Below are 20,811 nucleotides of genomic sequence, written 5' to 3' on the forward strand. Positions count from 1 at the left end.
GCTAACAATCTTGAATTGTTAGCTTTTTTTGACATGAATATATTATTCATATACTACTACATATTATGTTCTAATAAACTGGAATAAAAGGTAATCATTGTAAGGTGGTGACGGAGTGAATAAAAAAAGATTATTTGAGCTATTCACAGTAACGTTTATTTTTCTATTCCTTCATGTAAGCACATTTACTAATGAAAAATTTAACGATAAATTGGGATCCTTTACTTTCATTGTGCTACTTCTTATGCTTTCTACTTACACCGTATTTATAGAAAAGTATTTTCATGATATACAAAAGTGGATTCGAAATATCACATTTTGTTTTGCTTTGTTAGTAGTAGTTTTAGTAGCTCTATGGGTAGGGTATTTTTAGAACTTTACTTCAGGGACAGTTTATTTAGTGCCCAATATTTTGTCCATCTATAGGGAAAAGGAGATAGGTAATTCTTTAAATGGAGATACGAAAGTGGATATTTTTTAAAGTGAAAAAGAGAGGTATGTGAAAAATAGATTGGTAGTATGCATAATATACAACGTCAAAAAAGCTACAGTTCCTAAAAACTAATACCCTTCTCATAAACAGTAAATACTTTTTATGGGAAGGGTATTTAATTTAAGGCTATAAAAAGGCAATGCAAGTTCTCACTTATTTAGAATAAGAGAAAAGATGATGTTTTATTTGTTCAATAAAATAATGATGGTGTATATTATCGTTAGATACACGACTTGCCATAATAGCGCCCTCCATTGAAGAGGCAAGGAAAGAAGCAAGCGATATAATGTCTATATCTTCTTTAAGTTCTTGTTTCTCTATTCCTTCTTTTATGAGAGAAGCCATTAACATTACTGTATCATCATAGCCTTTTGCTGCTGCTTTTTGTAATTCTGGAAATACGCCAGTACTTTCAATTGCGCTATTAAGCAATGGACAGCCTCCAGCAATAGGGGGGTTATTAGCTGCATCTTGATATACAAGGAAAATTGCAAGGATTTTATCGATTGCTGTCTTTTTATTTTCCATTGCTTTATGAAAATGACTCCACATAATCTCACCACTTTTGTCGTAGGCGGCAAGGACAATTTCTTCTTTATTTTTGAATCTACGATAAATAGATCCTTTAGGTAGTTCAGTAGCTGTCATTATATCCTGGATGGATGTGCGAGTTATCCCATTAGTATTAAATAAATATAAAGATGTTTCAATAATCTTTTCTTTTACCGTATCAACTTTAGTCATGCTTTGTAGTCCTCCTAATAAAAACGAGCTTAATATTCCAGGGAATGTTTACCCTCTATTTTCTTAATTTTTTTGTAAGTAGAAATAAGTTTGGAGCAAAAAATATCTTATCAATTCCTATCTTATGGAAACCTCAAACTGTATTGTCCATACCATTCGAATGAATTTTCTGTCAAAAACAATATGACCAGTTGGTTAATTGAGTCATATCATGCAACTAATTTTACCGTATCGACATATGAGTATTATATATAATTTTAATTAATATGTTTAGCTAAAATGTTTGAACTACTCTCATTTTCACTTCGTTTAATTAGGAGATCTTGCGGTGAAAAGCTGTATCGCTTCATACTATAAAAGATTAATCGTTAATAATGAATGAGTACGAGAATTTGATTTAAATAAGAAACTGAGGTATAAATTTATTTGCTTTTTCCGGTTTTGATTGTGTTAATAATTTGTAAAGGGGGTTTAAAAAACTAGAAACTTATAGTATCATTAGATTCCGGACCGAACCGTCCGGTTTGAAATCTTATATAAATATATTTAGAAGGAGTACGTTATGCAGAAAGAAAATTCAAAGATTCTAGGTAATTTCATTATGGAGGTAATAAAGTGAACTTTATTAAAATGAATACAAAAGAACTTATTATGCTAATAGTTTATACAATGTTTGCATTACTTCAAATTGGCTTATTCATATTATTTGGCATATCACTTTTAACTAATAGCAATTTAGTTGAATCAGAATTTGTTCTTAGTGCCGTCGGTTTGACTGTACCTGCTATTGTAGGAATAATTTTCTTTAGGAAAGAAATTATTGAAAGTTTTACTTATTTTAAAGAGAAGACAATTTTGAAAATAGTAAGTATTCCTATGGTGGTTTTATTTACAGTAATTGTAGAACAGATTGTTATGCGTTTCCTAGCAACTGGTCAGCCAGAGAACCAAGAACAGCTCCTTGAAACGGGCGCGGAGATACCTCTTATATTTACATTGCTTGTATTTGGTATTCTAGGTCCAATACTTGAAGAAATTATATTTCGTTATATAATATTAAATCGTTTTTCACATTATATTGGTACTGCTATTGCATCTATCATCTCAATTATAATTTTTACACTTCTTCATACGAATCAGCTTTCGGATATTGCTATTTATTTACCTGGTGCAGTGATACTTACTGCGGCTTATCTTATTTCTAACAGATCCCTTGCATATGTCATGGCGATACATATATTAAATAATTGCCTTGGTTTCATTTTGTAAGAAATTAAACTTAGCTCTGTTACGAAGTTGAAGACTAGATACAGATATTGATAAATGAGGAGTACAATTTAGACAGTGACTTATGATTCATGTAATTCCTTGTACTTCAAAAAACCACAGTTTGGGTGCAAACTGTGGTTTTTTTATATAGGGGGACCAACACTTCGCAAACAAGTTAAGCTCATACAACGTCAATTTTTGTTTTGTTAGCTTAATAGTAGCCCTATTACAATTAAAATAATATTTAAGTACTCTTTTTATAATAAAACTTAATCAATTTTAATATATGTTATGTATAACATATATTTATCTAAAATAAGGGGGAATATCATGACTGAAATAAACGAATTTTCAGGAAGGAATTCACAAAAAGATGTGAAGTTTTCTATTATAATCCCTGCACATAATGAAGAAAAATACATTAGAAAATGTTTGGATTCAATTGCAAAAGCATCAGAAGCATATAAAGAGCAAACAGAAGTTATAGTTGTTTTAAATCGTTGCACAGATCAAACAGAGGAAATAGCAAAATCTTATGATTGTATTACATTAAAAAATGACGATAAAAACTTATCTAAAATCCGAAATGCAGGGGCAGAAATAGCTAGTGGAGAAATAATCGTTACTATGGATGCTGATACGATAATGACAGAGTCTTTGTTATCTAATGTAGATAAATATTTATCTTCAGGTAAATATATTGGTGGTGGGGTGAATGGGAAGTTTGAAAGAATGTCTTTTGGAATATTTTTTTCTGCAATTCTAATTATAATTCCCTTACTTTTTAAGTACGGAGCTATATCTGTAGGGATTTTTTGGTGTTATAGAAAAGATTTTATGGCAATTAACGGATTTAATGAAAACATGCTTATGGCAGAAGATGCAGATTTCGCAAAACGGTTAAAAGAATGGGGAAAACGAAATAATAAGAAATTCGGTACCATTAAAAATGGAATGATAACTTCATGCAGAAGATTTGATACATATGGAGACTGGGCCTTACTTAAAAATCCAAAAGTAATATTAGCTTATCTAAAAGGAAATGATCAAAAGTATGCAGATAAGACATATTATGATAATCAAGAAAGATAACGATGGAGAAAAGAGACAGGAAATAGTGAGAACAGCAGATTTTCTTATACATAATAAGAGCCTAACTTAATTTAATAGATAGGATAAGAAAACCATCAATTTGATTAGTCCTTTTTCAAATCAATGGTTTTTATTTTTGAAATAAATATCTATTTTTTTATAAAAATATTTTTTGACCCCCATAAAACTTTGTATTCCTCCGAATATGTATAGTGAAGAAAATAAATAGAAGAAAACTGATTATGAAAGAATACTGACGTGTTAATAAAATTACTAGATTAAGTGGGGCATCCGAAATAAAAGGGTGAAATTACCAATGATATAGAGAAGAGTTATTCAAGGATTGCAGATAAAATAGAAACAGAGCAAGCAAAACAAGCGGAAGAAAATAAGAAAGTAGAGTAAAATGTAAGCCTAACTGTAAGAACGATAGAAAAGTTGGCTTTGAAAAATATGAACAACAAGAAGACAAGCCTAAAGAAAATGTGGTTGAATGGTCACTTGTTTAGTGACCATTTTTCTATTTCAAGCAGAAGGAGGGAGAGAGATTACCCGTGTTGAGTTTAGTAATGAAGATCTTAAGAAAACCGAAAATAGAAGATATCGTATGTAACATACAAAATAATAAAGAAGATAAAGAAGTTTTTATCGTACAGTATCAGCCGTTTATTAGAAAATCAATATCGTCTGTCTGCCGCCGATATATTACAGAACAGGATGATGAATATAGTATTGGATTGTTTGCGTTTAATGAAGCAATTGAACAGTATTCATATAAAAAAGGGAAATCTTTTCTAGCGTTTGCTGATCTTCTTATAAAAAGAGATGTAATTGACTATATACGCAAGGAGTCTAAGCATAACCTTGTCTTTTTAAAAGAAGATGAGCAAGAGGAAATGTTAGAAATGCAAGTATCGCTTACGGAGTATATGAAGGAAATAGAAAATGGTAACCGTAAGGAAGAAATTCTCCATTTTCAAAGTGTGTTAGCTGAGTTTAAAATCACATTTTCAGAGCTTGCTAAAGAATCTCCTAAGCATCGTGATACGCGTGAACACTTAATAGAAATTGTAAAGATGATTATAAAAGAAGAGGAAATGATGGAGGAGCTGTTCCGGAAGAAAAAGTTACCGCTTAAACATATTGAACCGCGTGTTAGGGTAAGTCGTAAAACGTTGGAGCGGCATAGAAAATATATCATTGCAATGTGTATTATTTTCGCAAACAACTATACATACATTCTTGATTATATAAGGGGAGGGAAGCATGATGAATAAAGGAATTGTGATGGATATAAAAAAACATAGCGTAGTTGTTTTAACGCCAAATGGAGAGTTTATTACGTGTAAAAGAAAAGGGGATTCTTGCATGATTGGAGAGGAAATTTCATTTGATGAGCAAGAACAAAAAGCATCGCGTTTTTCAATCCCTTATTTCTTAAAGCCGGCATCATTACTTGTTGCTTGTTTTCTATGTGCGCTGTTATTTTTCTACAACCAACCGGAAGAAAAAGTATTCGCTTACGTCTCAGTTGATATAAATCCAAGTTTAGAAGTGAGCGTAACGAAGGATCTTCGCGTTATAGATTTACAAGCTTGTAATGATGATGGAAGGCGTATTTTAAAAGAATTGAAGCAATGGGAAAATAAACAATTGCAAGAAGTAATACGTACAATTATAAAGCAGAGTCAAGAGGATAAGTATTTAACGAATGATAAGCAAGTTATGCTAACCGCTATTGCAAAGGATAAGTTGCTAGAACCGAAGTTGGAAAAGGTAATGAAAGAATTAAAGAAAGAATATGAGCTAAAACATATTACAGTCGAATATCAAAATAGCACGATGCAGGTACGAGAGAATGCTAGAAAAGCTGGAATGGGCACAGGTGTCTATATAAAGCAAGAGAATGAGAAGAACAAATCGGTTACGCCGCCCGCCACGCCGTCTAATCCGGTGGAAAACGAAGAAGAGAGGCAATCGCAGCAGGATTCATCTCCTGATGTAGTGCCAGATTTGTCTTCTGTAAAAGACAAAAAATATGAGAAACCAGAGCATAAAGAACAAAAGAAAATAGAGGAACAGCCAACGAAGCAAATAAAAGAAAACAATGGTAGAGGATCTCAGCAAGAAAATAGAGGGAATCAGCAGGAGAATAACGGTAGGGGATCCCAACAAGGAAATAATGGGAATCAGCAAGGGAACAACGGTCGAGAATCCCAACAAGGGAATAATGGAAATCAGCAAGGAAACAACGGAAGAGGATTGCAAGGGAATGATGGGCACCAGCAAGAGAACAATGTAAGAGGATCGCAAGGGAATAATGGGAATCAGCAAGGAAATAACGGAAGAGGGTCCCAAGGAAATAATGGGAATCAGCAAGGAAACAACGGAAGAGGGTCCCAAGGAAATAATGGGAATCAGCAAGGAAACAACGGAAGAGGATCCCAAGGAAATAATGGGAATCAAGAAGGTGACAATGGTAGAGGATCTCAACAAGGAAATAATGGGAATCAGCAAGGGGACAATGGAAGAGGGTCCCAAAAAGAAAATGTTGGAAACGAGCAAGGAAACAATGGTAGGGGGTCTCAACAAGAAAATAGAGGCCACCAGCAAGGGAATGAAAAGAAGAATCAATAGAAATATAGAAGTGGGAGATTCATTTTAAAGTGAAAAGGAGTTATCTCACTATTGCGGGCAGTAAAACTCCCATCTCAAAATTTGGCTAGGGCAAAGAAGTTAGGTGGGAGTTGGACTGCTTAAAGTTGCACTTTATTATTCTATAGTTCTATTAAGAAGGAGTACGTGAAAAATATAATGGAGAAAAACATTCAACAAGAGAAAGATAAAGTAAAACCTGTTTTTTATGATCCGAAAGGAAGAAGAAACATAGCTTTTATTTCGTTTCTATGTATCTCAATAGTTAGCGTAAGTATTGTATTTTATTTTTTCTTTCAAAGTATTTTTTCAACACCAGAAATTCCAAATATGAATACCGCTGTACAACAAGATAATAAACTTGTACCAATTAATCAAAAACTTAGTGATCAGCAGTTAAAGAAGGAAGAGTTTAAACCAAATACCGAAACGAAGGATAATAAAAATTTGGTGAATTCGCCGAAGGATAGTAAACAACGTAAAGAAGTGTATGGTTTTTATGTAAACTGGGATGAAAATAGTACCGCTTCTTTAAAAGAAAATATCGATTCATTAACCACGCTAGTACCAGAGTGGTATCATTTAAAAGCAGATTTAACGATTAGAAGTGAGATAAAACCTGAGATAGTAAAGTTAGCAGAAAAAAATCAAGTGAAAATTATGCCTTTACTAACTAACTATACTGAGGAATCTTCTGGTCCTGATAGTGGGCTAATTCATAAGTTGCTGAATTCCTCAAATGATGTAAAGACAAAGTTTATAAATGATTTAGTAAAGCAAGTTGAAAAGAATCGATTTGCGGGTATTAATATTGACTTTGAGGCCGTACCTGAAAGTGATAGAGAAAACTTAACAAATTTTATGAAAGAACTTACTACGGTCTTTCATAAACATGATTTGCTCGTTACACAAGATGTTCCAGCTAATGATAAGGCTTTTGATTATAGTGCGTTAGCAAAAATAATAGATCGAATGATTGTAATGATGTACGATGAGCACTATGGAGCGGGAGAGCCAGGACCAATTGCTTCAAATAAATGGTTTCAACACACATTAAAAGAACTGAATATTCCGTCTAATAAACTTATAGTTGCTTTCGGTAACTATGGATATGATTGGAAAGTAAATAGTAAGGAACCGGCGAAATCTTTAACTTTTTCAGAAGTTATGGCAATGGCTCATAATTCAGATATGAATATTCAATGGGATAAGATGAGTGGAAATCCTTATTTTAGATATAAAACAGGAGATAAAGAACATACTGCTTGGTTCTTAGACGGCGTTACTCTCTATAATCAAGTGAAAATCGCAATGGACAACAATGCAAAGGGGTTTGCGTTATGGAGATTAGGAGCAGAAGATCCTACAATATGGAAAGTTTTAAAAAATCCGATTGAGGCACAAAAAAATCCTAATGTATTACATAAAATCAATAATTTAGATGAAGTGAATTATTCTGGACAAGGTGAAATTTTACAGATTGAGAACGAAAAGCAAAATGGATTGAGAGATTTTAAAGTAGGTAAAGATGGTTATCTTACAGATGAAGTATATCAATCCTTACCATCTGCATACGAAGTGCAACGATATGGAAAACCGAAAGGGAAACAAGTAGTATTAACATTTGATGATGGACCAGACCCGAAATATACGCCGGAAATTTTAGATATATTAAAAGAGAATAAAATAAAAGCTGCTTTTTTTGTCCTTGGTGAAAACGCGCAACTAAATCCTAGTATGGTAAAAAGAATATACGATGAAGGGCATGAAATTGGCAATCATACTTTCAAGCATCCTAACGTAGCTGATACGTCTTTACTACGAACAAAAGTAGAACTTAATACGACGCAACGTCTGATCCAGGAAATAACTGGGCATTCTACAGTTTTGTTTAGGCCACCATACGAAGCGGATGCTAACCCGGATTCCTCAAATGAAATATTGCCTATTTTACGGGCACAAAATATGAACTATACAATGGTAGCAGAAAAAGTGGATCCTAAGGACTGGGCAACACCATCAACAAATGAATTAGTAAAGCGTGCTCTTAATCCTGTTTATAAGGGAGAGGGAAATATTATTCTTCTCCACGATGCGGGAGGGAATCGTACCCATACGGTAGAGGCGTTGCCGATCATTATTAAAGAGCTTAAAAAGCATGGATATAGTTTTGTAACAATTTCAGATTTAATGAATAAAGAACGAGATGAAATTATGCCCCCAGTTTCTTCTGAGGGTGAGCAATATTTACTTTACAATAAAGCTGTCTTTTCAGGGGCGGGATACTTTAAACATATATTAACAACTATTTTTTATATTGCTATTGGATTAGGGGTTTTTCGATTTTTATTCTTAATTTATTTTGCATGGAAGCAAAAAAGAAAAACGCTATCTCGCTCTATTAATTCGTCCTATCAACCTTTTGTTAGTGTTGTCATAGCAGCATATAATGAAGAAAAGGTGATAGCTAAGACAATTCGCTCAATTTTGGATAGTAAGTATGGAGAATTTGAAGTTATTGTTGTGGATGACGGATCGACAGATGGTACGTCAAAAGTAATGCAAGAAACATTTTATAAACACCCTAAAGTTCGTTTCATTCAGAAAGAAAACGGCGGGAAATCATCGGCAATGAACTTAGGGTTTCAACAATCGCGAGGAGAGATCATTGTCACTTTAGATGCGGATACTATTATTGCGCAAGACGCCATTTCTCTCATGGTTAGACACTTTGAAGATCAAAATGTAGCAGCAGTTTCAGGTAATGTCAAAGTGGGGAATAGACGAAACTTATTAACTACTTGGCAACATGTTGAATATATAACAGGATTTAATTTAGAACGTAGAGCTTTTGATGAGTTAAATTGTATTACAGTAGTTCCAGGGGCTATTGGGGCGTGGCGTAAGAAGAATGTAGTTGAATCTGGATATTTAAGCGAAGATACATTAGCAGAAGATACAGATCTTACTATTACATTTTTACGTCAAGGACATAGAATTGTATATGAAGAAAAAGCGTATGCTTATACGGAGTCACCTGAAGATGTGAAAAGTCTCATTAAACAGCGATATCGTTGGTCATATGGTACACTTCAATGTCTTTGGAAACATCGAAAAGCGTTATGTAATTCAAAGCATAAAACGTTAGGATTTATTGCATTGCCTAACATGTGGTTATTCCAATATGTTCTGCAATTCATTGCTCCTTTTGCAGATATATTAATGATTATAGGATTATTTAGTAGTAATCCGCTAAAAGTTTTAGGATTTTATTTTGTATTCTTTTTAATGGATCTTCTCGCATCTCTATTTGCATTTAAATTAGAGGAAGAGAATCCGAAACCATTAGTATGGTTAATTTTACAACGCTTTATTTATCGTCAATTTATGACTTATGTTGTCGTTAAATCTATATTCTCATCGATTCGAGGAGTAGCGGTAGGTTGGAATAAGCTAAAGAGAGTGGGAAGTGTAGAACACTCTACGGAACATAAGGAGGCATCATAAGAGAGCAGATTATCTGCTCTCTTTTTTATTGATTTTAGTGAGCTGAGTGTAGAGTACATACATCTGTATCTATAAGAGTTCTAATAGTGAGACATTATGTGAAGATACTCCCTTAGTTTCGGAAAAAAGTTTTTTTATATTTTTTTTAAATGACGGACATAAAATCATATATACCTTCGAATTATATATATGGATAACATAAATATATATATAAAAGGGGAGCAATAAGATGAAAGAACAAAAAGAAATGTTTGAAGAAATCTCTGAAGTACTAAAGGTATTGGCGCATCCTGTCCGTTTATCATTAGTAAAAATAATGCTTGCAAAAGGTCCTACTAATGTAACAACAATGTATGGTGATTTGGAAATGCCTCAAAGTACAATTAGTCAACATTTATCTAAATTAAAAGCTGCTAAAATGGTTACAGGTACTCGGAAAGGATTAGAAATTTATTATGAAGTAACTGACAATCGCACAAAATCAATATTAGCATGTTTAGTTTAAATGCTGACTTCTATTTCAAAATAAGAAACGCTATTCTTTTCTATGATTTTACAGAGAGAATAGCGTTTTTTATTTTTAAGGAGTATCTTTTTATTAGCTTGATGGTGATATGGTATTATCTCTAAAATATAAAAATATTGATTTTGCTTTTATTCTTTCTCAGAAGTTTGAGCTCAAAAGGCCGACTATCACTTTGTTTCCAATGAAGTGGACAGTGGAAGAACTTATATTTTTGAATAGAGGGCATTCTATGTTTTTGATATATTAATAGTTGGGGAACAGAAATGGGGGATATAGAAATGGAATTATTTGATTACTATAAGCGAAAAGGAAAGATGAAACTGTTAATTGGGACGGGTATTTTTATTCTTGCTTTATGCGCTGTATATGAAGATTGGGGACATATTAATTGGGGGCAGTTTATCTTTTTTGTTATCGCTGCTTCTATCTTTTTTGGAATTGGATTTTGGCAGTCAAGAAAAGGAAAGTTGATACAAAAGAATATGATAAAAAGTAATGCAACATTTTGGGATGTTGATACTTTGGTTGTATTAGAATTACCGAAACGAAACAAGCAATTTGGTTTATATCATCCTGATGGTAAGTATATAGCAGGAACAAAGATGGTTTCATCAAATATTCTTTTTTCAGTAATACCCTTTTTACATAATAAAGATGTTTACGGATTAGAAACGAGTAGCGGGGAAATTCTAGCTTATTTTCATACTGAAGTGGACGGATATGATTGGGTAATTTATGACTCGAATTATAACCAAATTGGTATGTTTAAAGAAAAAATGATACAAGGATTTACTATGATACGTGGTACTTTGATGACAAATAAAGCCACAAAATTGTCAGATGTAGAAGTTGAGTTTGATTTTATTCAAAGTACTCTCCGTACAATAGATGGACGTACATTAGCAATTGGTAAGCAGGGATATATGCCTATAGAATGGAGTGAAAGATTTATGGGTTTAAATGTACCTACTATTACCTTAGGTTCTAATGCGTCTAATAATGAAAAAATTCTTGGCTTAGGGGTGCTCCTTTATAGTTTACGTACAATTGAGATTAGAAAAAGTCGGGCAAGTGTTTAATGAGGCAGAAGTAGTGTTTATATGCGAAATTGTATAGAAATCTCATTTTTCTAATTATATCTTTTTAGATTGATGGATGTGGGGTCACGTCCATCAATCTAAGAAAACAAGTTAGCCCAAAAACGATAAAAATAAAATTTATAAAAACACAAAATATAAACATTGAGGATTAAACGAAGTATATAGTGCCTTTTTAGTCATGTAATCTTTTGAGCTGATGATCTTTTCCCCATTCAAATAGTTCATTCATAATTTGCATTAAAGATTTCCCGTATTCGCTTATTGTGTACTCAACCTTTGGTGGTACTTCTTGATATACAGTACGATGGATAATCCCATCTGCTTCAAGTTGCCGAAGTTGTTGAGTCAGAACTTTTTGCGTAATGTTTGGGATTTCTCGTCGGATTTCATTTGTTCGCATTTTTCCATCCATCAAAACACATAAAATATGAACTTTCCATTTTCCACCGATTACATCGAGCGTCGTTGCAATTGGACAGTTATCATTTTGATTCATATAACACCTCCAAAGGTACCTCAAGGTTCCTATAGCACCTGAAAGTACGTACTTTTCAATTATATGTAATGCATTCATACTAATATGTAAAGGATTGATTCATTTATAAAGGGGATGGAAAATGATGAGAACACTTGTAATTGTAGCACACCCTCATATTGAAAAATCAAAAATTAATAAAAGATGGATAGAAGAACTTGAGAAACATTCAGATGAAATTACGGTGCATGAATTATATAAAGTGGCACCAAACTGGGAGTTTAATATTGAAGAAGAGCAAAAGTTATTAGTAGAACATGACAGATATATATTCCAATTTCCGCTTTACTGGTACAGTTCACCGCCATTATTAAAAAAATGGTTTGATGATGTATTGACATATGGATTTGCGTACGGATCAAAAGGGGATAAAGTGAAGGGAAAAGAGTTTGGTGTAGCTATTTCTATAGGTGGATTAGAAAAAGATTATGAAAATAGCGGAATTACGATGGATGAGTTAACGAAACCATTTCAAGCTACTTGCTTATATACAGACATGAAATTTATACCTTCATTTTATTTATATGGTGCCGAATATAAATTAAGTGATGAAGAGATTGATAAAAGTGCACCTGAGTATGTGCAATATGTAATGAACAAGAAGTATTCTAATATATAATGAAAAATAGCTATTTACTTGTGAAGTAAATGGCTATTTTATATTCTTCTTATATTCACTAAGTGTAATCTTTAGTAAATTAATAGTTAATCTGGTAAAATAAAAAACCTAACATATATAAAGGGGAGTTTTACTTGAGAACGATGCAAAAATTACTACAAAAAAGAGCAATGCAATCACCAAATTTGGAAGCGCTTGTAGGGGGGGAGAAAAGATATTCGTTTCAGCAATATAATGAACGAGTAAATCAGCTTGCACATTACTTGTTACAAAACGGTGTGCAAAGAGGAGATCGTATAGGAATACTATGCAAAAATAATCACCCATTTCCAAGCGTTATGATGGCAAGTTTAAAAATTGGAGCGGTATTTATTCCGTTAAATCACCAGCTTACTGTTTATGAATTAGAAACGATTGTAAAAGAAGCGAAATTAAAAGTGTTAGTTATTGATGAAGAATTTAGTGAAGTGTTATTAAAGGTTGATGCTGTTAAAGAAATTCCTTGTGTAATTCAAACGACAAAAGAAGGCTTTGGTTCATTTGAATTAGAGTTGCAAAAACAACCAACGACAGAACCGAACGTAGAAGTGCATGAAGAGGATGATGCCATTTACTTATTTACTTCGGGAACGACTGGACAGGCAAAAGCATGTGTAATTGGACATAAAAACTTACATCAATATTTTGCAGAGATTGCGGGACAAAGAGAAATTCCAGCAGGTGAACGCTTTTTATCCGTGCATCCATTGTTTCATATGAGTGGTGTGCTTTCTATTTTAAATTGTATTTATCATGGTGTTACGATGATCTTCTTAGCTGATTCGAATCCTACTCTTATTTGGGATAAGATTGAAAAAGAGAAAATTACTACGATGCTTGCATTCCCAGCTGTTTATAGCTATATGCTTGATGAACTAAATAAAAAAGAACGTAACATTTCTACTTTTAAAGTAGCACAAAGCGGTGGAACAAAAGTGCCAGAAACACTCATCCAAAAATATATGGAAAAAGGAATCTATATGGTGCAAGGCTATGGTAGTACAGAAGGTTGGGTCGTAACATCATGGCATCCAATGATGGGAAAAGAAAAGATGTCTTCTGTAGGAAAAACATTGAAAAATGTAGAGGTAAAAATTGTTCATCCAGAAACAGGCGATGAACTAAAAACAAATGAAGTTGGAGAGATTCATGTAAGAAGTCCATACATGTTTAAAGGGTATTGGAATAATGAAAAGGCGACAAAGAAGGTAGTAAAAGATAATTGGTTTAACATGGGTGATGCAGGTATGATAGATGACGACGGATTCCTGCACATAATGGGAAGATATAAAGACGTTATTATACGTGGTGGTGACAATGTATATCCAGACCAAGTAGAAGATGTTATTCATGAAATACATGGTGTTTTAGAAGTTGCAGTAGTTGGAGTTCCAGATGACTTTTGGGGAGAGGTTCCGACAGCGTACATTGTAAAAGACATGCAAACGTTTTTAACAGAAGAAGAAATTATACAGTATTGTAAAGAAAAACTAGCAAGCTATAAAATACCCAAAGTTGTATTTATGAACAAATTACCGAAAAATGCTTTAGGGAAAGTACTGAAAAGGGAACTAAGAGAAAATATACTTGTAAAATAAAAACGATTAAATGATGAGGAATCCAGTTATGTATAAAGCATAACTGGATTTTTTGTTTATGATTCTGTTGGTGGATATTGTAAATATTTAAAACCTTTTATGTTTTTTTAGTGTAATATTGAAAATAAAGGGAGCTAACTAATTTCAGTACTAGGGGGAGAAACTATGGCTATAAAATTAGAAACTGAGCATTTATGTATAGAACCTTTTACTAATGATGACGTGTTTAGAATTAAAGAGTTAGCTAATGATAAGGAATTAGCTAATATTCTTGGGCTTCCACACCCATATAAATTAGAGTTCGCGCAAGATTGGGTTGATATGCAACCAGAACTTATAAGGAAAGGAATCGAATATCCTTTAGGAATTGTCTCTAAAGAATCAAGAGAAATTGTAGGTACAATTACACTAAGAATTGACAAGGGTAACAATAGAGGTGAACTTGGTTATTGGATTGGTAAGAATTATTGGGGAAAGGGTTTTGCAACTGAGGCTGTAAACAGAATGATTCAATTTGGCTTTATCGAATTAGGTTTAAATAGAATTTGGGCATCTGCCATTTCTAGAAACCGATCATCGATTAAGGTGTTGGAGAAGTCGGGCTTACGTAAAGAAGGCACGTTGAGACAAAATAGACTTTTATTAAATACATATGAAGATGTTGATGTGTATGGAATATTAAAGACAGAATACAAGGTTTTAAATCACAGATAAGTCTGGTAGTGTGATGACAAAAGGAAACCCTTCAGAACAGGGTTTCCTTTTTGTATTTCTCAAAAATTAATATTGTAGTTTAACAGGACCTTGTTTATCAAAAACATAATAATTTACTAGATTTTTCATTTTGTGTAAGATAATAAAGAATATTCAAACATTAATCAAGGGAAGAGATGTAAATGAAGCTGCCGCTATTACAGGTAGAGACAGAGAGACTGATGATCCGTCCGTTCCAAAATGATGATTATGAAAGTTGGTTAGATGGATTTAATAAGAGGTTACCATCGCAGTATAAATATGATGATGGTTATCAAGTTATGGCATCATCAACAAAAGAATGGTTCACGGAATGGATAAGGGGCTTTGATGAAGCAGCGCATCGAGATGAGATGTACGTATTAGGTATTTTTCGTAAAGAAGACGGAGCTAATATTGGTAAGCTAGAGCTGATTAAAATTTTACGTATGGACTATCAATGGGCGATGATGGGATATTCCATACATAATCAATACTGGAAAAACGGATATGGCATGGAAAGTGTGAAAGCTGCAGTATCGTTATTTTTTAATCGTCTTCATTTTCATAGAATCGAATTACATATACGTGTTGATAATGAGCCATCCGTTCGTCTTGCGGAAAGAGCCGGTTTTTCTTTTGAATGCAAGAGAGAGGCGTTTTCATTAGAGAATGGTAAGTGGATGGATTTTCTTATTTATTTTAAAAATAAGGAGATGAATATATGAGAGTTCTAATTACAGGTGGAAATCGCGGATTAGGGTTACAGTTAGTAAAAGTGTTTCATGAAAATGGACATATCGTTTATCCGTTAGTTAGAACTGAGGTTGCGTTAACACAATTGAAGAAAATGTTTAGTTGCAGATGTTTTCCTATATTGGCAGACTTATCGATTGATGAGAGTACGGAGCAAATGAAAAACCAGCTTGAGGAATATACAGAGTATATAGATCTAGTTATAAATAACGCAGGAATTACTGGGAAGGAGACTGAGGTTTTACATACAAATTCAGAAGAGTTAACGGGCTTATTTAATATTCATTGCTTAGGTGTAATTCGAGCTGTAAAAGGTACATATATGGCTTTAGCTAAATCGGATCATCCGAGAATCATAAATGTGTCCTCTCGGTTAGGTTCATTGCATAAAATGGCGAACAAAGAGTTTCCGCAAGGTCAGTTCTCATATTCATATCGAATTGCTAAAGCTGCACAAAATATGTTAACGCTTTGTCTGCAACAAGAGTTTGAAGATAAAGGAATTCGTGTAACTGCCATTCACCCTGGAAAATTAAAGACTGACATTGGTGCTTTTGATGCGAATATGACTCGGGCTGAAGGAGCGCAAAATATATATGATTGGGTAATAGATTCGAATGAGGATGTTTCAGGGAAGTTTATTGAGCCAGGTGTGGGTGAATTAAAGTGGTGATATACGATCTTACAATTATTCAGAATTTATTTGGTCCCTCGAAAAAAGTATTAAATGGCTTACCAAATGCATTGACGATTGAAGAGATAGAAGAAGATGCCTTTTATAACGTACAAACTTATAAAGAGAAGATAAGTAGATTTGAAGAAATTTGTTTTAACTGGGAGTTAAAAAGAGCGAGTATTGTATTAAATAAGAGGTTTAGTAGTTATAGCACAAGTGTAAAAGTGTTACTTGATGCCGGTTTTTCTTTGCACGCAGCAAAGGTAGAAGTATGTAGAGAATTGAACAATATAGAAGAGCTTGAAAGACAATATACATATCGATCAATAGCAGAAGGAACGTTATCGGAAAAAGATTTTAAATATATTTGGGAACAATGTATGTCGGGTTCAGGGAATCAAACTTCAATTTTAACTATCGATGAACATTTTTATTCTGTACAAACAGAGTTAGGTAAGGGTTGGGAAAAGTCATGTATTGTTTTTTATGATAAAAATGAGCCGATTGGTATGTCCATACCGCATATAGAAACTGGAACAGAAAGTGAAGGACGATTATTTTATTTTGGGGTAATGCCTTATTATCGTGGGAAAGGAATTGCTTCCCGGCTGCATCTTCAATCTTTACATATGTTAAAGGAAATAGGGGCTACTTATTACATCGGAAGCACACATACTTCAAATGAAAAGATGCAGAGAATATTTTGGAGAAATAATTGTTCGTTGAAAACGGAGATAGAGCTTTATTATAAAATTTTTAAAGAAGGTTAGGAGAAAAGAAAATGAAGACTATAAACGTATTTCATTATGACGCATTTACGAATAAACCGAATATGGGTAATCCAGCAGGTATTGTATTAGAGGCAGATGGATTAACGGAAGAGGAAATGCAAATTATTGCTGAAAAAGTTGGATATAACGAAACAACTTTTGTTCTTTCCTCAGAAGTAGGAGATATAAGAATGCGCTACTTTACACCTGGTTTTGAAATGGATTTATGTGGTCATGGGACAGTAGGGACGCTATATGCCTTGCGCGAAAAAGGTTTATTAGAAGAGAAAAGTAACCTTACGATTGAAGCTAAGGCTGGGATTTTACCGATACAAATAGGTGTAAATGAAAATGGAGAAACCTTTATTAAAATGAGGCAGGCAACACCTCAGTTTAAAGAATTTATAGGTTCAAAAGAAGAATTAGCTCATAGTATCGGTTTAGAAGTAAATGATTTAGATGTAAGTTTACCGATTGTATATGGAAGTACTGGTAATTGGACTGTAATTGTACCGATTAAAAATCTAGATGCGTGTGAGAGAATGAAACCTAATAATGCTGCATTTCCATCAGTATTAAAAGAAATACCTAATGCTTCTATTCACCCAATTTGTCTAGAAACTTATGATGAACTAGCACAAATGCACGGCCGGCATTTTTCATCAGCTTACGCTGGAACGATAGAAGACCCAGTGACAGGAACAGCTTCAGGTGTAATGGGAGCGTATTATGCGACGTATTTGGAAAAAGATTTTGACCATGAAATGGAGTTAATCGTTGAACAAGGTCAAGAAATACATAAAGATGGTCGTGTAACGGTATATGTAACGAAAGATGTAGAAAATGAGAAGTTACAAATAGATATTGCTGGAACAGCGGTATATGTGAAAGAATTTGAAGTTATAATATAAAGTGAAACTTTAATCAGTGGGGGGCATCCCCACTGATTATCAGCCCTCACCAATCGGGCTGCCCAGCGAATAGTGGGATAAAAAAGAAAGCCCGGCATACATCCGGACTTTCATTATCGGTTCAATACTTCAATATACGAAGCATCTCCAGTTGTTCTTAAAGCAGAGCGGAAATTGTTGTTTTCTAATGTTTTAGCGACTTGTTGTAACTGCTGTGCATCATCATGATGGATAAGTAAGCTGTCAGCACCGCTTTCCTCTATATGAATGTGTTCGACATTTCCGATGGCATCATGTACAGCTTTTAAAAATTCAGGTTTCATATTGTCCTCCTATATGTATGTAACGTTATTGTTAGTATTTCCTTATTTATGAAATATAAAAGTAAGTGATTTTTTGTTATATTAAGATTTTTGAAGGGATTTCCTATTTGTTTGTCAAATAATAGTAAAGTTGTCTTTTGAATTGCGGGAATCTTCGAGATTAAAGGGTGAGGGAATGGACATTTCAATAATTGCGGCACAACTAGTTAAGGAGAACGTGATTTCACATTATCCAAATAGTATAAAAGTGTTGAACGGAGGAACGACAAGTACAGTATATTTGTTGGACGGAAAATATGTTGTAAAGCTGAATGAAGCGGAAGTAATACGGGAAGAAGCTCATTTTCTTTCTTTTTATGAGGGGAATACTTTGTTTTCAAAGCTTTTGTATAAGGAACCTTTCCATACGTATATTGTGTATTCTGTTCTTGAAGGTAGTACTTCTTGCGAACAAGGGCATAAACGAAGTACGCTTCGTACACTCGTAAAAGAAGTTATTAATAAGTATGAAATAGTTTCAGATGTAGATGTCTGGGGATGGAAAAAAAGTCCGGTTCAATCTTGGAATGAATTTTTAACGACAAATGTGATGGAAGCTCATGAAAATGTAAAATGTTACATAAGTGAAGAAGAGTATAGAATGGTTCTTAAGTTAGCAAATAGGGACGCTGGAATAAATCAGCCGTTTTTATTACATGGTGATCTTGGATTCCATAATTTTATATTTCAAGAGAATAAGCTGCATGGTGTAATTGATCCTTTACCAGTGTTAGGAGATCCTATATACGATTTAATTTATGCATTCTGTTCAACCCCGGAAGATGTAACAAAAGAAACAATTCATTATGCGATGAAACAGTGTGTATTTCATAAAAAAGAAAGTGATTTATATGAAGAAATAGTCATAGGATTATATTTGCGTATAGATACATGTTTACGGCACCACCCGAAAGATTTAGAAGATTATTTAGCAGCTTGGCGTTATTGGATGAGCGAGGTTGAGGTGACTTTATAGTACAAATATTTTTGGGGAGATGGTGAGATGAATGTTGCAGAAGCGAAAAAGGATTTAGCAATCAAAACGAAGAGAGGATTACCGATTATATTAGCTGGTGTTTTATTTTGGATAGTTATGAGTATAATGGGTTTTGCTCTTTCTGAAAAACAAGTGGTGTGGGTATATTTAATCGGCATGGGATGTGTGTTTCCTTTCGGCTTAATGATAGCTGCTATATTGAAAATTGATATGTTTGCGAAAGGAAATCCGTTAGGGGTTTTGGCAGGATTAATTGGTGGGATAAATGTATTGAATATTCCGCTTGTATTACTTGCCTATTTTCAATTTCCAGAATGGTTACCTTTTGTAGTAGCGATGTTAATAGGTGTTCATTTTATCCCGTACGTATGGATTTATGAAAGTAAAAGTTATGCTTTATTGTCAGTAGGAACTGTATTCGTAACGTCAGTTTGCGGGATTCTTTTTGCAGAAAAAGGATTTACTGTAATTCCATTGTCAGTTACAGCTGTTTATTTACTTACTTTTATCAGTTTATTAATTGAAAATAAAAAAGCAGATCATTATCAACAAAAATCAGCTTAATAAAAATAGAGGGATAGGGGAAATTATGATGAAAAATTTCGTTTGTACAACGTGTGGCGTGCAGTATGCAGCGGGTGTAGAAGAACCAGTGAGTTGTCATATTTGTGATGAAGAGAGACAATATGTGAATCCGAAAGGGCAGTCTTGGACGACGCTAGAAAGCTTACAAACAAGTGATACATATAAAAATGAAATAATCGAAGAGGAAAATGGGCTTTTTAGTATTACAACAAAACCAGGATTTGCGATTGGTCAAACGGCATATGTAGTGAAAACAGAATCATATCGTTTACTATGGGACTGTATTACTTATTTAGATGAAATGACAATTGCGAAAATAAAAGAGCTTGGCGGATTAGATGCAATTGCCTTGTCTCATCCTCATTATTATTCAACGCAAGTAGAATGGGCAGAGACATTTGATGTACCAATTTATATACACGAAGATGATAAAGAGTGGGTAATGCGTCCGAGTAGTCGTATTATTTATTGGTCTGGTGAGTCTTTACAATTAGCTGATGGATTGGTCATTCATCGTTTAGGAGGTCATTTTAAAGGTGGATCTGTCTTACATTGGGAAGAAGGTAATGATGGAAAAGGAATTTTGTTAACAGGTGATATTATTCAAGTTGTAGCGGATGAACGATGGGTAAGCTTTATGTACAGCTATCCAAACTTAATTCCATTACCAGCGAGAAAAGTGGAAGAAATGGTGAATCGAGTGAAGCCGTTACAGTTTAATCGTTTATACAACGCTTTTCATCGAGTAGTAAAAGAAAATGCAAATGAGGCAGTTGAACGTTCTGCTGAAAGATATATAAAAGCAATAGAAGGAAAGTTGTTTCATACGTAAAAGGAGAGTAGCT

Annotated in this window: 21 protein-coding genes; 18 read left to right on the top strand and 3 right to left on the bottom strand. The window is 33.6% G+C overall.

What is annotated here, in order from left to right:
- The first annotated feature begins 115 nt into the window (after positions 1-115).
- A complete protein-coding gene (locus Q9B79_RS01625; RefSeq protein ID WP_306182372.1) occupies positions 116-373 on the top strand; it encodes a DUF3963 domain-containing protein in 258 nt (85 codons plus the stop codon).
- A 273-nt stretch (positions 374-646) separates the two neighbouring features.
- On the opposite strand, the gene Q9B79_RS01630 is transcribed toward Q9B79_RS01625, so the two are convergent.
- On the bottom strand, positions 647-1,237 hold the full coding sequence (locus Q9B79_RS01630) for a TetR/AcrR family transcriptional regulator (protein ID WP_061536198.1): 591 nt from the start codon (positions 1,235-1,237) through the stop codon (positions 647-649).
- 615 nt (positions 1,238-1,852) lie between these two features.
- On the opposite strand from Q9B79_RS01630, the gene Q9B79_RS01635 reads away from it, so the two are divergent.
- The 7 genes from Q9B79_RS01635 to Q9B79_RS01665 all read left to right on the top strand — a co-directional run bounded on the left by Q9B79_RS01635 (position 1,853) and on the right by Q9B79_RS01665 (position 11,365).
- On the top strand, positions 1,853-2,506 hold the full coding sequence (locus tag Q9B79_RS01635) for a CPBP family intramembrane glutamic endopeptidase (protein WP_306182373.1): 654 nt from the start codon (positions 1,853-1,855) through the stop codon (positions 2,504-2,506).
- A gap of 330 nt (positions 2,507-2,836) precedes the next feature.
- Complete coding sequence (locus tag Q9B79_RS01640) at positions 2,837-3,598, top strand: glycosyltransferase family 2 protein (RefSeq protein WP_306182374.1); 762 nt, start codon at positions 2,837-2,839, stop codon at positions 3,596-3,598.
- A 554-nt stretch (positions 3,599-4,152) separates the two neighbouring features.
- Positions 4,153-4,875 carry an RNA polymerase sigma factor SigI gene (gene sigI / locus Q9B79_RS01645; protein ID WP_306182375.1) on the top strand — a complete coding sequence of 241 codons (723 nt, stop codon included), beginning with the start codon at positions 4,153-4,155 and terminating at the stop codon, positions 4,873-4,875.
- Positions 4,865-6,235, top strand: coding sequence for an anti-sigma-I factor RsgI (gene rsgI / locus Q9B79_RS01650; RefSeq protein WP_306182376.1), 1,371 nt, complete (start codon positions 4,865-4,867; stop codon positions 6,233-6,235). Before sigI ends, rsgI begins: the two co-directional genes overlap by 11 nt.
- A gap of 177 nt (positions 6,236-6,412) precedes the next feature.
- Positions 6,413-9,760, top strand: a complete 3,348-nt coding sequence (locus Q9B79_RS01655; RefSeq protein ID WP_306183304.1) for a trifunctional glycoside hydrolase family 18/polysaccharide deacetylase/glycosyltransferase family 2 protein — start codon at positions 6,413-6,415, stop codon at positions 9,758-9,760.
- A gap of 229 nt (positions 9,761-9,989) precedes the next feature.
- Positions 9,990-10,265 carry an ArsR/SmtB family transcription factor gene (locus Q9B79_RS01660; protein ID WP_000662957.1) on the top strand — a complete coding sequence of 92 codons (276 nt, stop codon included), beginning with the start codon at positions 9,990-9,992 and terminating at the stop codon, positions 10,263-10,265.
- 299 nt (positions 10,266-10,564) lie between these two features.
- Positions 10,565-11,365 (top strand): ABC transporter ATP-binding protein, encoded by an 801-nt coding sequence (locus tag Q9B79_RS01665; protein ID WP_306182377.1) that lies wholly within the window; start codon positions 10,565-10,567, stop codon positions 11,363-11,365.
- Positions 11,366-11,558: 193 nt separating this feature from the next.
- Here the strand turns inward: Q9B79_RS01665 and Q9B79_RS01670 are convergent, their stop codons facing one another.
- A complete protein-coding gene (locus Q9B79_RS01670; RefSeq protein WP_001072984.1) occupies positions 11,559-11,882 on the bottom strand; it encodes a winged helix-turn-helix transcriptional regulator in 324 nt (107 codons plus the stop codon).
- A 124-nt stretch (positions 11,883-12,006) separates the two neighbouring features.
- Between Q9B79_RS01670 and Q9B79_RS01675 the strand changes: the two genes are divergently transcribed.
- The 7 genes from Q9B79_RS01675 (at position 12,007) to Q9B79_RS01705 (ending at position 18,022) form a co-directional block, all read left to right on the top strand.
- Positions 12,007-12,540, top strand: a complete 534-nt coding sequence (locus Q9B79_RS01675) for an NAD(P)H-dependent oxidoreductase (RefSeq protein WP_025991632.1) — start codon at positions 12,007-12,009, stop codon at positions 12,538-12,540.
- A gap of 134 nt (positions 12,541-12,674) precedes the next feature.
- Positions 12,675-14,177 (top strand): class I adenylate-forming enzyme family protein, encoded by a 1,503-nt coding sequence (locus Q9B79_RS01680; protein WP_306182378.1) that lies wholly within the window; start codon positions 12,675-12,677, stop codon positions 14,175-14,177.
- A gap of 165 nt (positions 14,178-14,342) precedes the next feature.
- Positions 14,343-14,891, top strand: a complete 549-nt coding sequence (locus tag Q9B79_RS01685; protein ID WP_000985519.1) for a GNAT family N-acetyltransferase — start codon at positions 14,343-14,345, stop codon at positions 14,889-14,891.
- A gap of 182 nt (positions 14,892-15,073) precedes the next feature.
- Positions 15,074-15,637, top strand: coding sequence for a GNAT family N-acetyltransferase (locus Q9B79_RS01690; RefSeq protein WP_000775375.1), 564 nt, complete (start codon positions 15,074-15,076; stop codon positions 15,635-15,637).
- Positions 15,634-16,338 (top strand): SDR family NAD(P)-dependent oxidoreductase, encoded by a 705-nt coding sequence (locus tag Q9B79_RS01695; protein WP_306182379.1) that lies wholly within the window; start codon positions 15,634-15,636, stop codon positions 16,336-16,338. Before Q9B79_RS01690 ends, Q9B79_RS01695 begins: the two co-directional genes overlap by 4 nt.
- Entirely contained in the window at positions 16,335-17,111 is a 777-nt protein-coding gene (locus tag Q9B79_RS01700) for a GNAT family N-acetyltransferase (protein WP_306183305.1), read from the top strand. Before Q9B79_RS01695 ends, Q9B79_RS01700 begins: the two co-directional genes overlap by 4 nt.
- Before the next feature lie 11 nt (positions 17,112-17,122).
- Positions 17,123-18,022 carry a PhzF family phenazine biosynthesis isomerase gene (locus Q9B79_RS01705; RefSeq protein WP_306182380.1) on the top strand — a complete coding sequence of 300 codons (900 nt, stop codon included), beginning with the start codon at positions 17,123-17,125 and terminating at the stop codon, positions 18,020-18,022.
- 113 nt (positions 18,023-18,135) lie between these two features.
- On the opposite strand, the gene Q9B79_RS01710 is transcribed toward Q9B79_RS01705, so the two are convergent.
- On the bottom strand, positions 18,136-18,345 hold the full coding sequence (locus Q9B79_RS01710) for a hypothetical protein (RefSeq protein WP_000801653.1): 210 nt from the start codon (positions 18,343-18,345) through the stop codon (positions 18,136-18,138).
- 175 nt (positions 18,346-18,520) lie between these two features.
- Between Q9B79_RS01710 and Q9B79_RS01715 the strand changes: the two genes are divergently transcribed.
- Genes Q9B79_RS01715 through Q9B79_RS01725 form a run of 3 tightly spaced genes read left to right on the top strand, consistent with a single transcriptional unit; the run spans position 18,521 to position 20,798 of the window.
- Positions 18,521-19,360, top strand: a complete 840-nt coding sequence (locus tag Q9B79_RS01715; RefSeq protein WP_306182381.1) for a phosphotransferase — start codon at positions 18,521-18,523, stop codon at positions 19,358-19,360.
- A gap of 27 nt (positions 19,361-19,387) precedes the next feature.
- Complete coding sequence (locus Q9B79_RS01720) at positions 19,388-19,945, top strand: DUF7010 family protein (protein ID WP_306182382.1); 558 nt, start codon at positions 19,388-19,390, stop codon at positions 19,943-19,945.
- Positions 19,946-19,970: 25 nt separating this feature from the next.
- Positions 19,971-20,798, top strand: a complete 828-nt coding sequence (locus tag Q9B79_RS01725; RefSeq protein WP_306182383.1) for an MBL fold metallo-hydrolase — start codon at positions 19,971-19,973, stop codon at positions 20,796-20,798.
- Positions 20,799-20,811: the final 13 nt, after the last annotated feature.

This window comes from Bacillus sp. MHSD_36, assembly GCF_030757775.1.
In the GTDB taxonomy this organism is placed as follows: Bacteria; Bacillota; Bacilli; order Bacillales; family Bacillaceae_G; genus Bacillus_A.

Bases quoted from the DNA above. Each gene is read 5' to 3' on its own strand.
- Q9B79_RS01710 (WP_000801653.1), bottom strand. From the start codon at position 18,345: ATGAAACCTGAATTTTTAAAAGCTGTACATGATGCCATCGGAAATGTC.
- Q9B79_RS01725 (WP_306182383.1), top strand. From the start codon at position 19,971: ATGATGAAAAATTTCGTTTGTACAACGTGTGGCGTGCAGTATGCAGCG.
- Q9B79_RS01630 (WP_061536198.1), bottom strand. From the start codon at position 1,237: ATGACTAAAGTTGATACGGTAAAAGAAAAGATTATTGAAACATCTTTA.
- Q9B79_RS01715 (WP_306182381.1), top strand. From the start codon at position 18,521: ATGGACATTTCAATAATTGCGGCACAACTAGTTAAGGAGAACGTGATT.
- Q9B79_RS01655 (WP_306183304.1), top strand. From the start codon at position 6,413: ATGGAGAAAAACATTCAACAAGAGAAAGATAAAGTAAAACCTGTTTTT.
- Q9B79_RS01705 (WP_306182380.1), top strand. From the start codon at position 17,123: ATGAAGACTATAAACGTATTTCATTATGACGCATTTACGAATAAACCG.
- Q9B79_RS01665 (WP_306182377.1), top strand. From the start codon at position 10,565: ATGGAATTATTTGATTACTATAAGCGAAAAGGAAAGATGAAACTGTTA.
- Q9B79_RS01640 (WP_306182374.1), top strand. From the start codon at position 2,837: ATGACTGAAATAAACGAATTTTCAGGAAGGAATTCACAAAAAGATGTG.
- Q9B79_RS01695 (WP_306182379.1), top strand. From the start codon at position 15,634: ATGAGAGTTCTAATTACAGGTGGAAATCGCGGATTAGGGTTACAGTTA.
- Q9B79_RS01690 (WP_000775375.1), top strand. From the start codon at position 15,074: ATGAAGCTGCCGCTATTACAGGTAGAGACAGAGAGACTGATGATCCGT.
- rsgI (WP_306182376.1), top strand. From the start codon at position 4,865: ATGATGAATAAAGGAATTGTGATGGATATAAAAAAACATAGCGTAGTT.
- Q9B79_RS01660 (WP_000662957.1), top strand. From the start codon at position 9,990: ATGAAAGAACAAAAAGAAATGTTTGAAGAAATCTCTGAAGTACTAAAG.
- Q9B79_RS01670 (WP_001072984.1), bottom strand. From the start codon at position 11,882: ATGAATCAAAATGATAACTGTCCAATTGCAACGACGCTCGATGTAATC.
- Q9B79_RS01675 (WP_025991632.1), top strand. From the start codon at position 12,007: ATGAGAACACTTGTAATTGTAGCACACCCTCATATTGAAAAATCAAAA.
- Q9B79_RS01720 (WP_306182382.1), top strand. From the start codon at position 19,388: ATGAATGTTGCAGAAGCGAAAAAGGATTTAGCAATCAAAACGAAGAGA.
- Q9B79_RS01685 (WP_000985519.1), top strand. From the start codon at position 14,343: ATGGCTATAAAATTAGAAACTGAGCATTTATGTATAGAACCTTTTACT.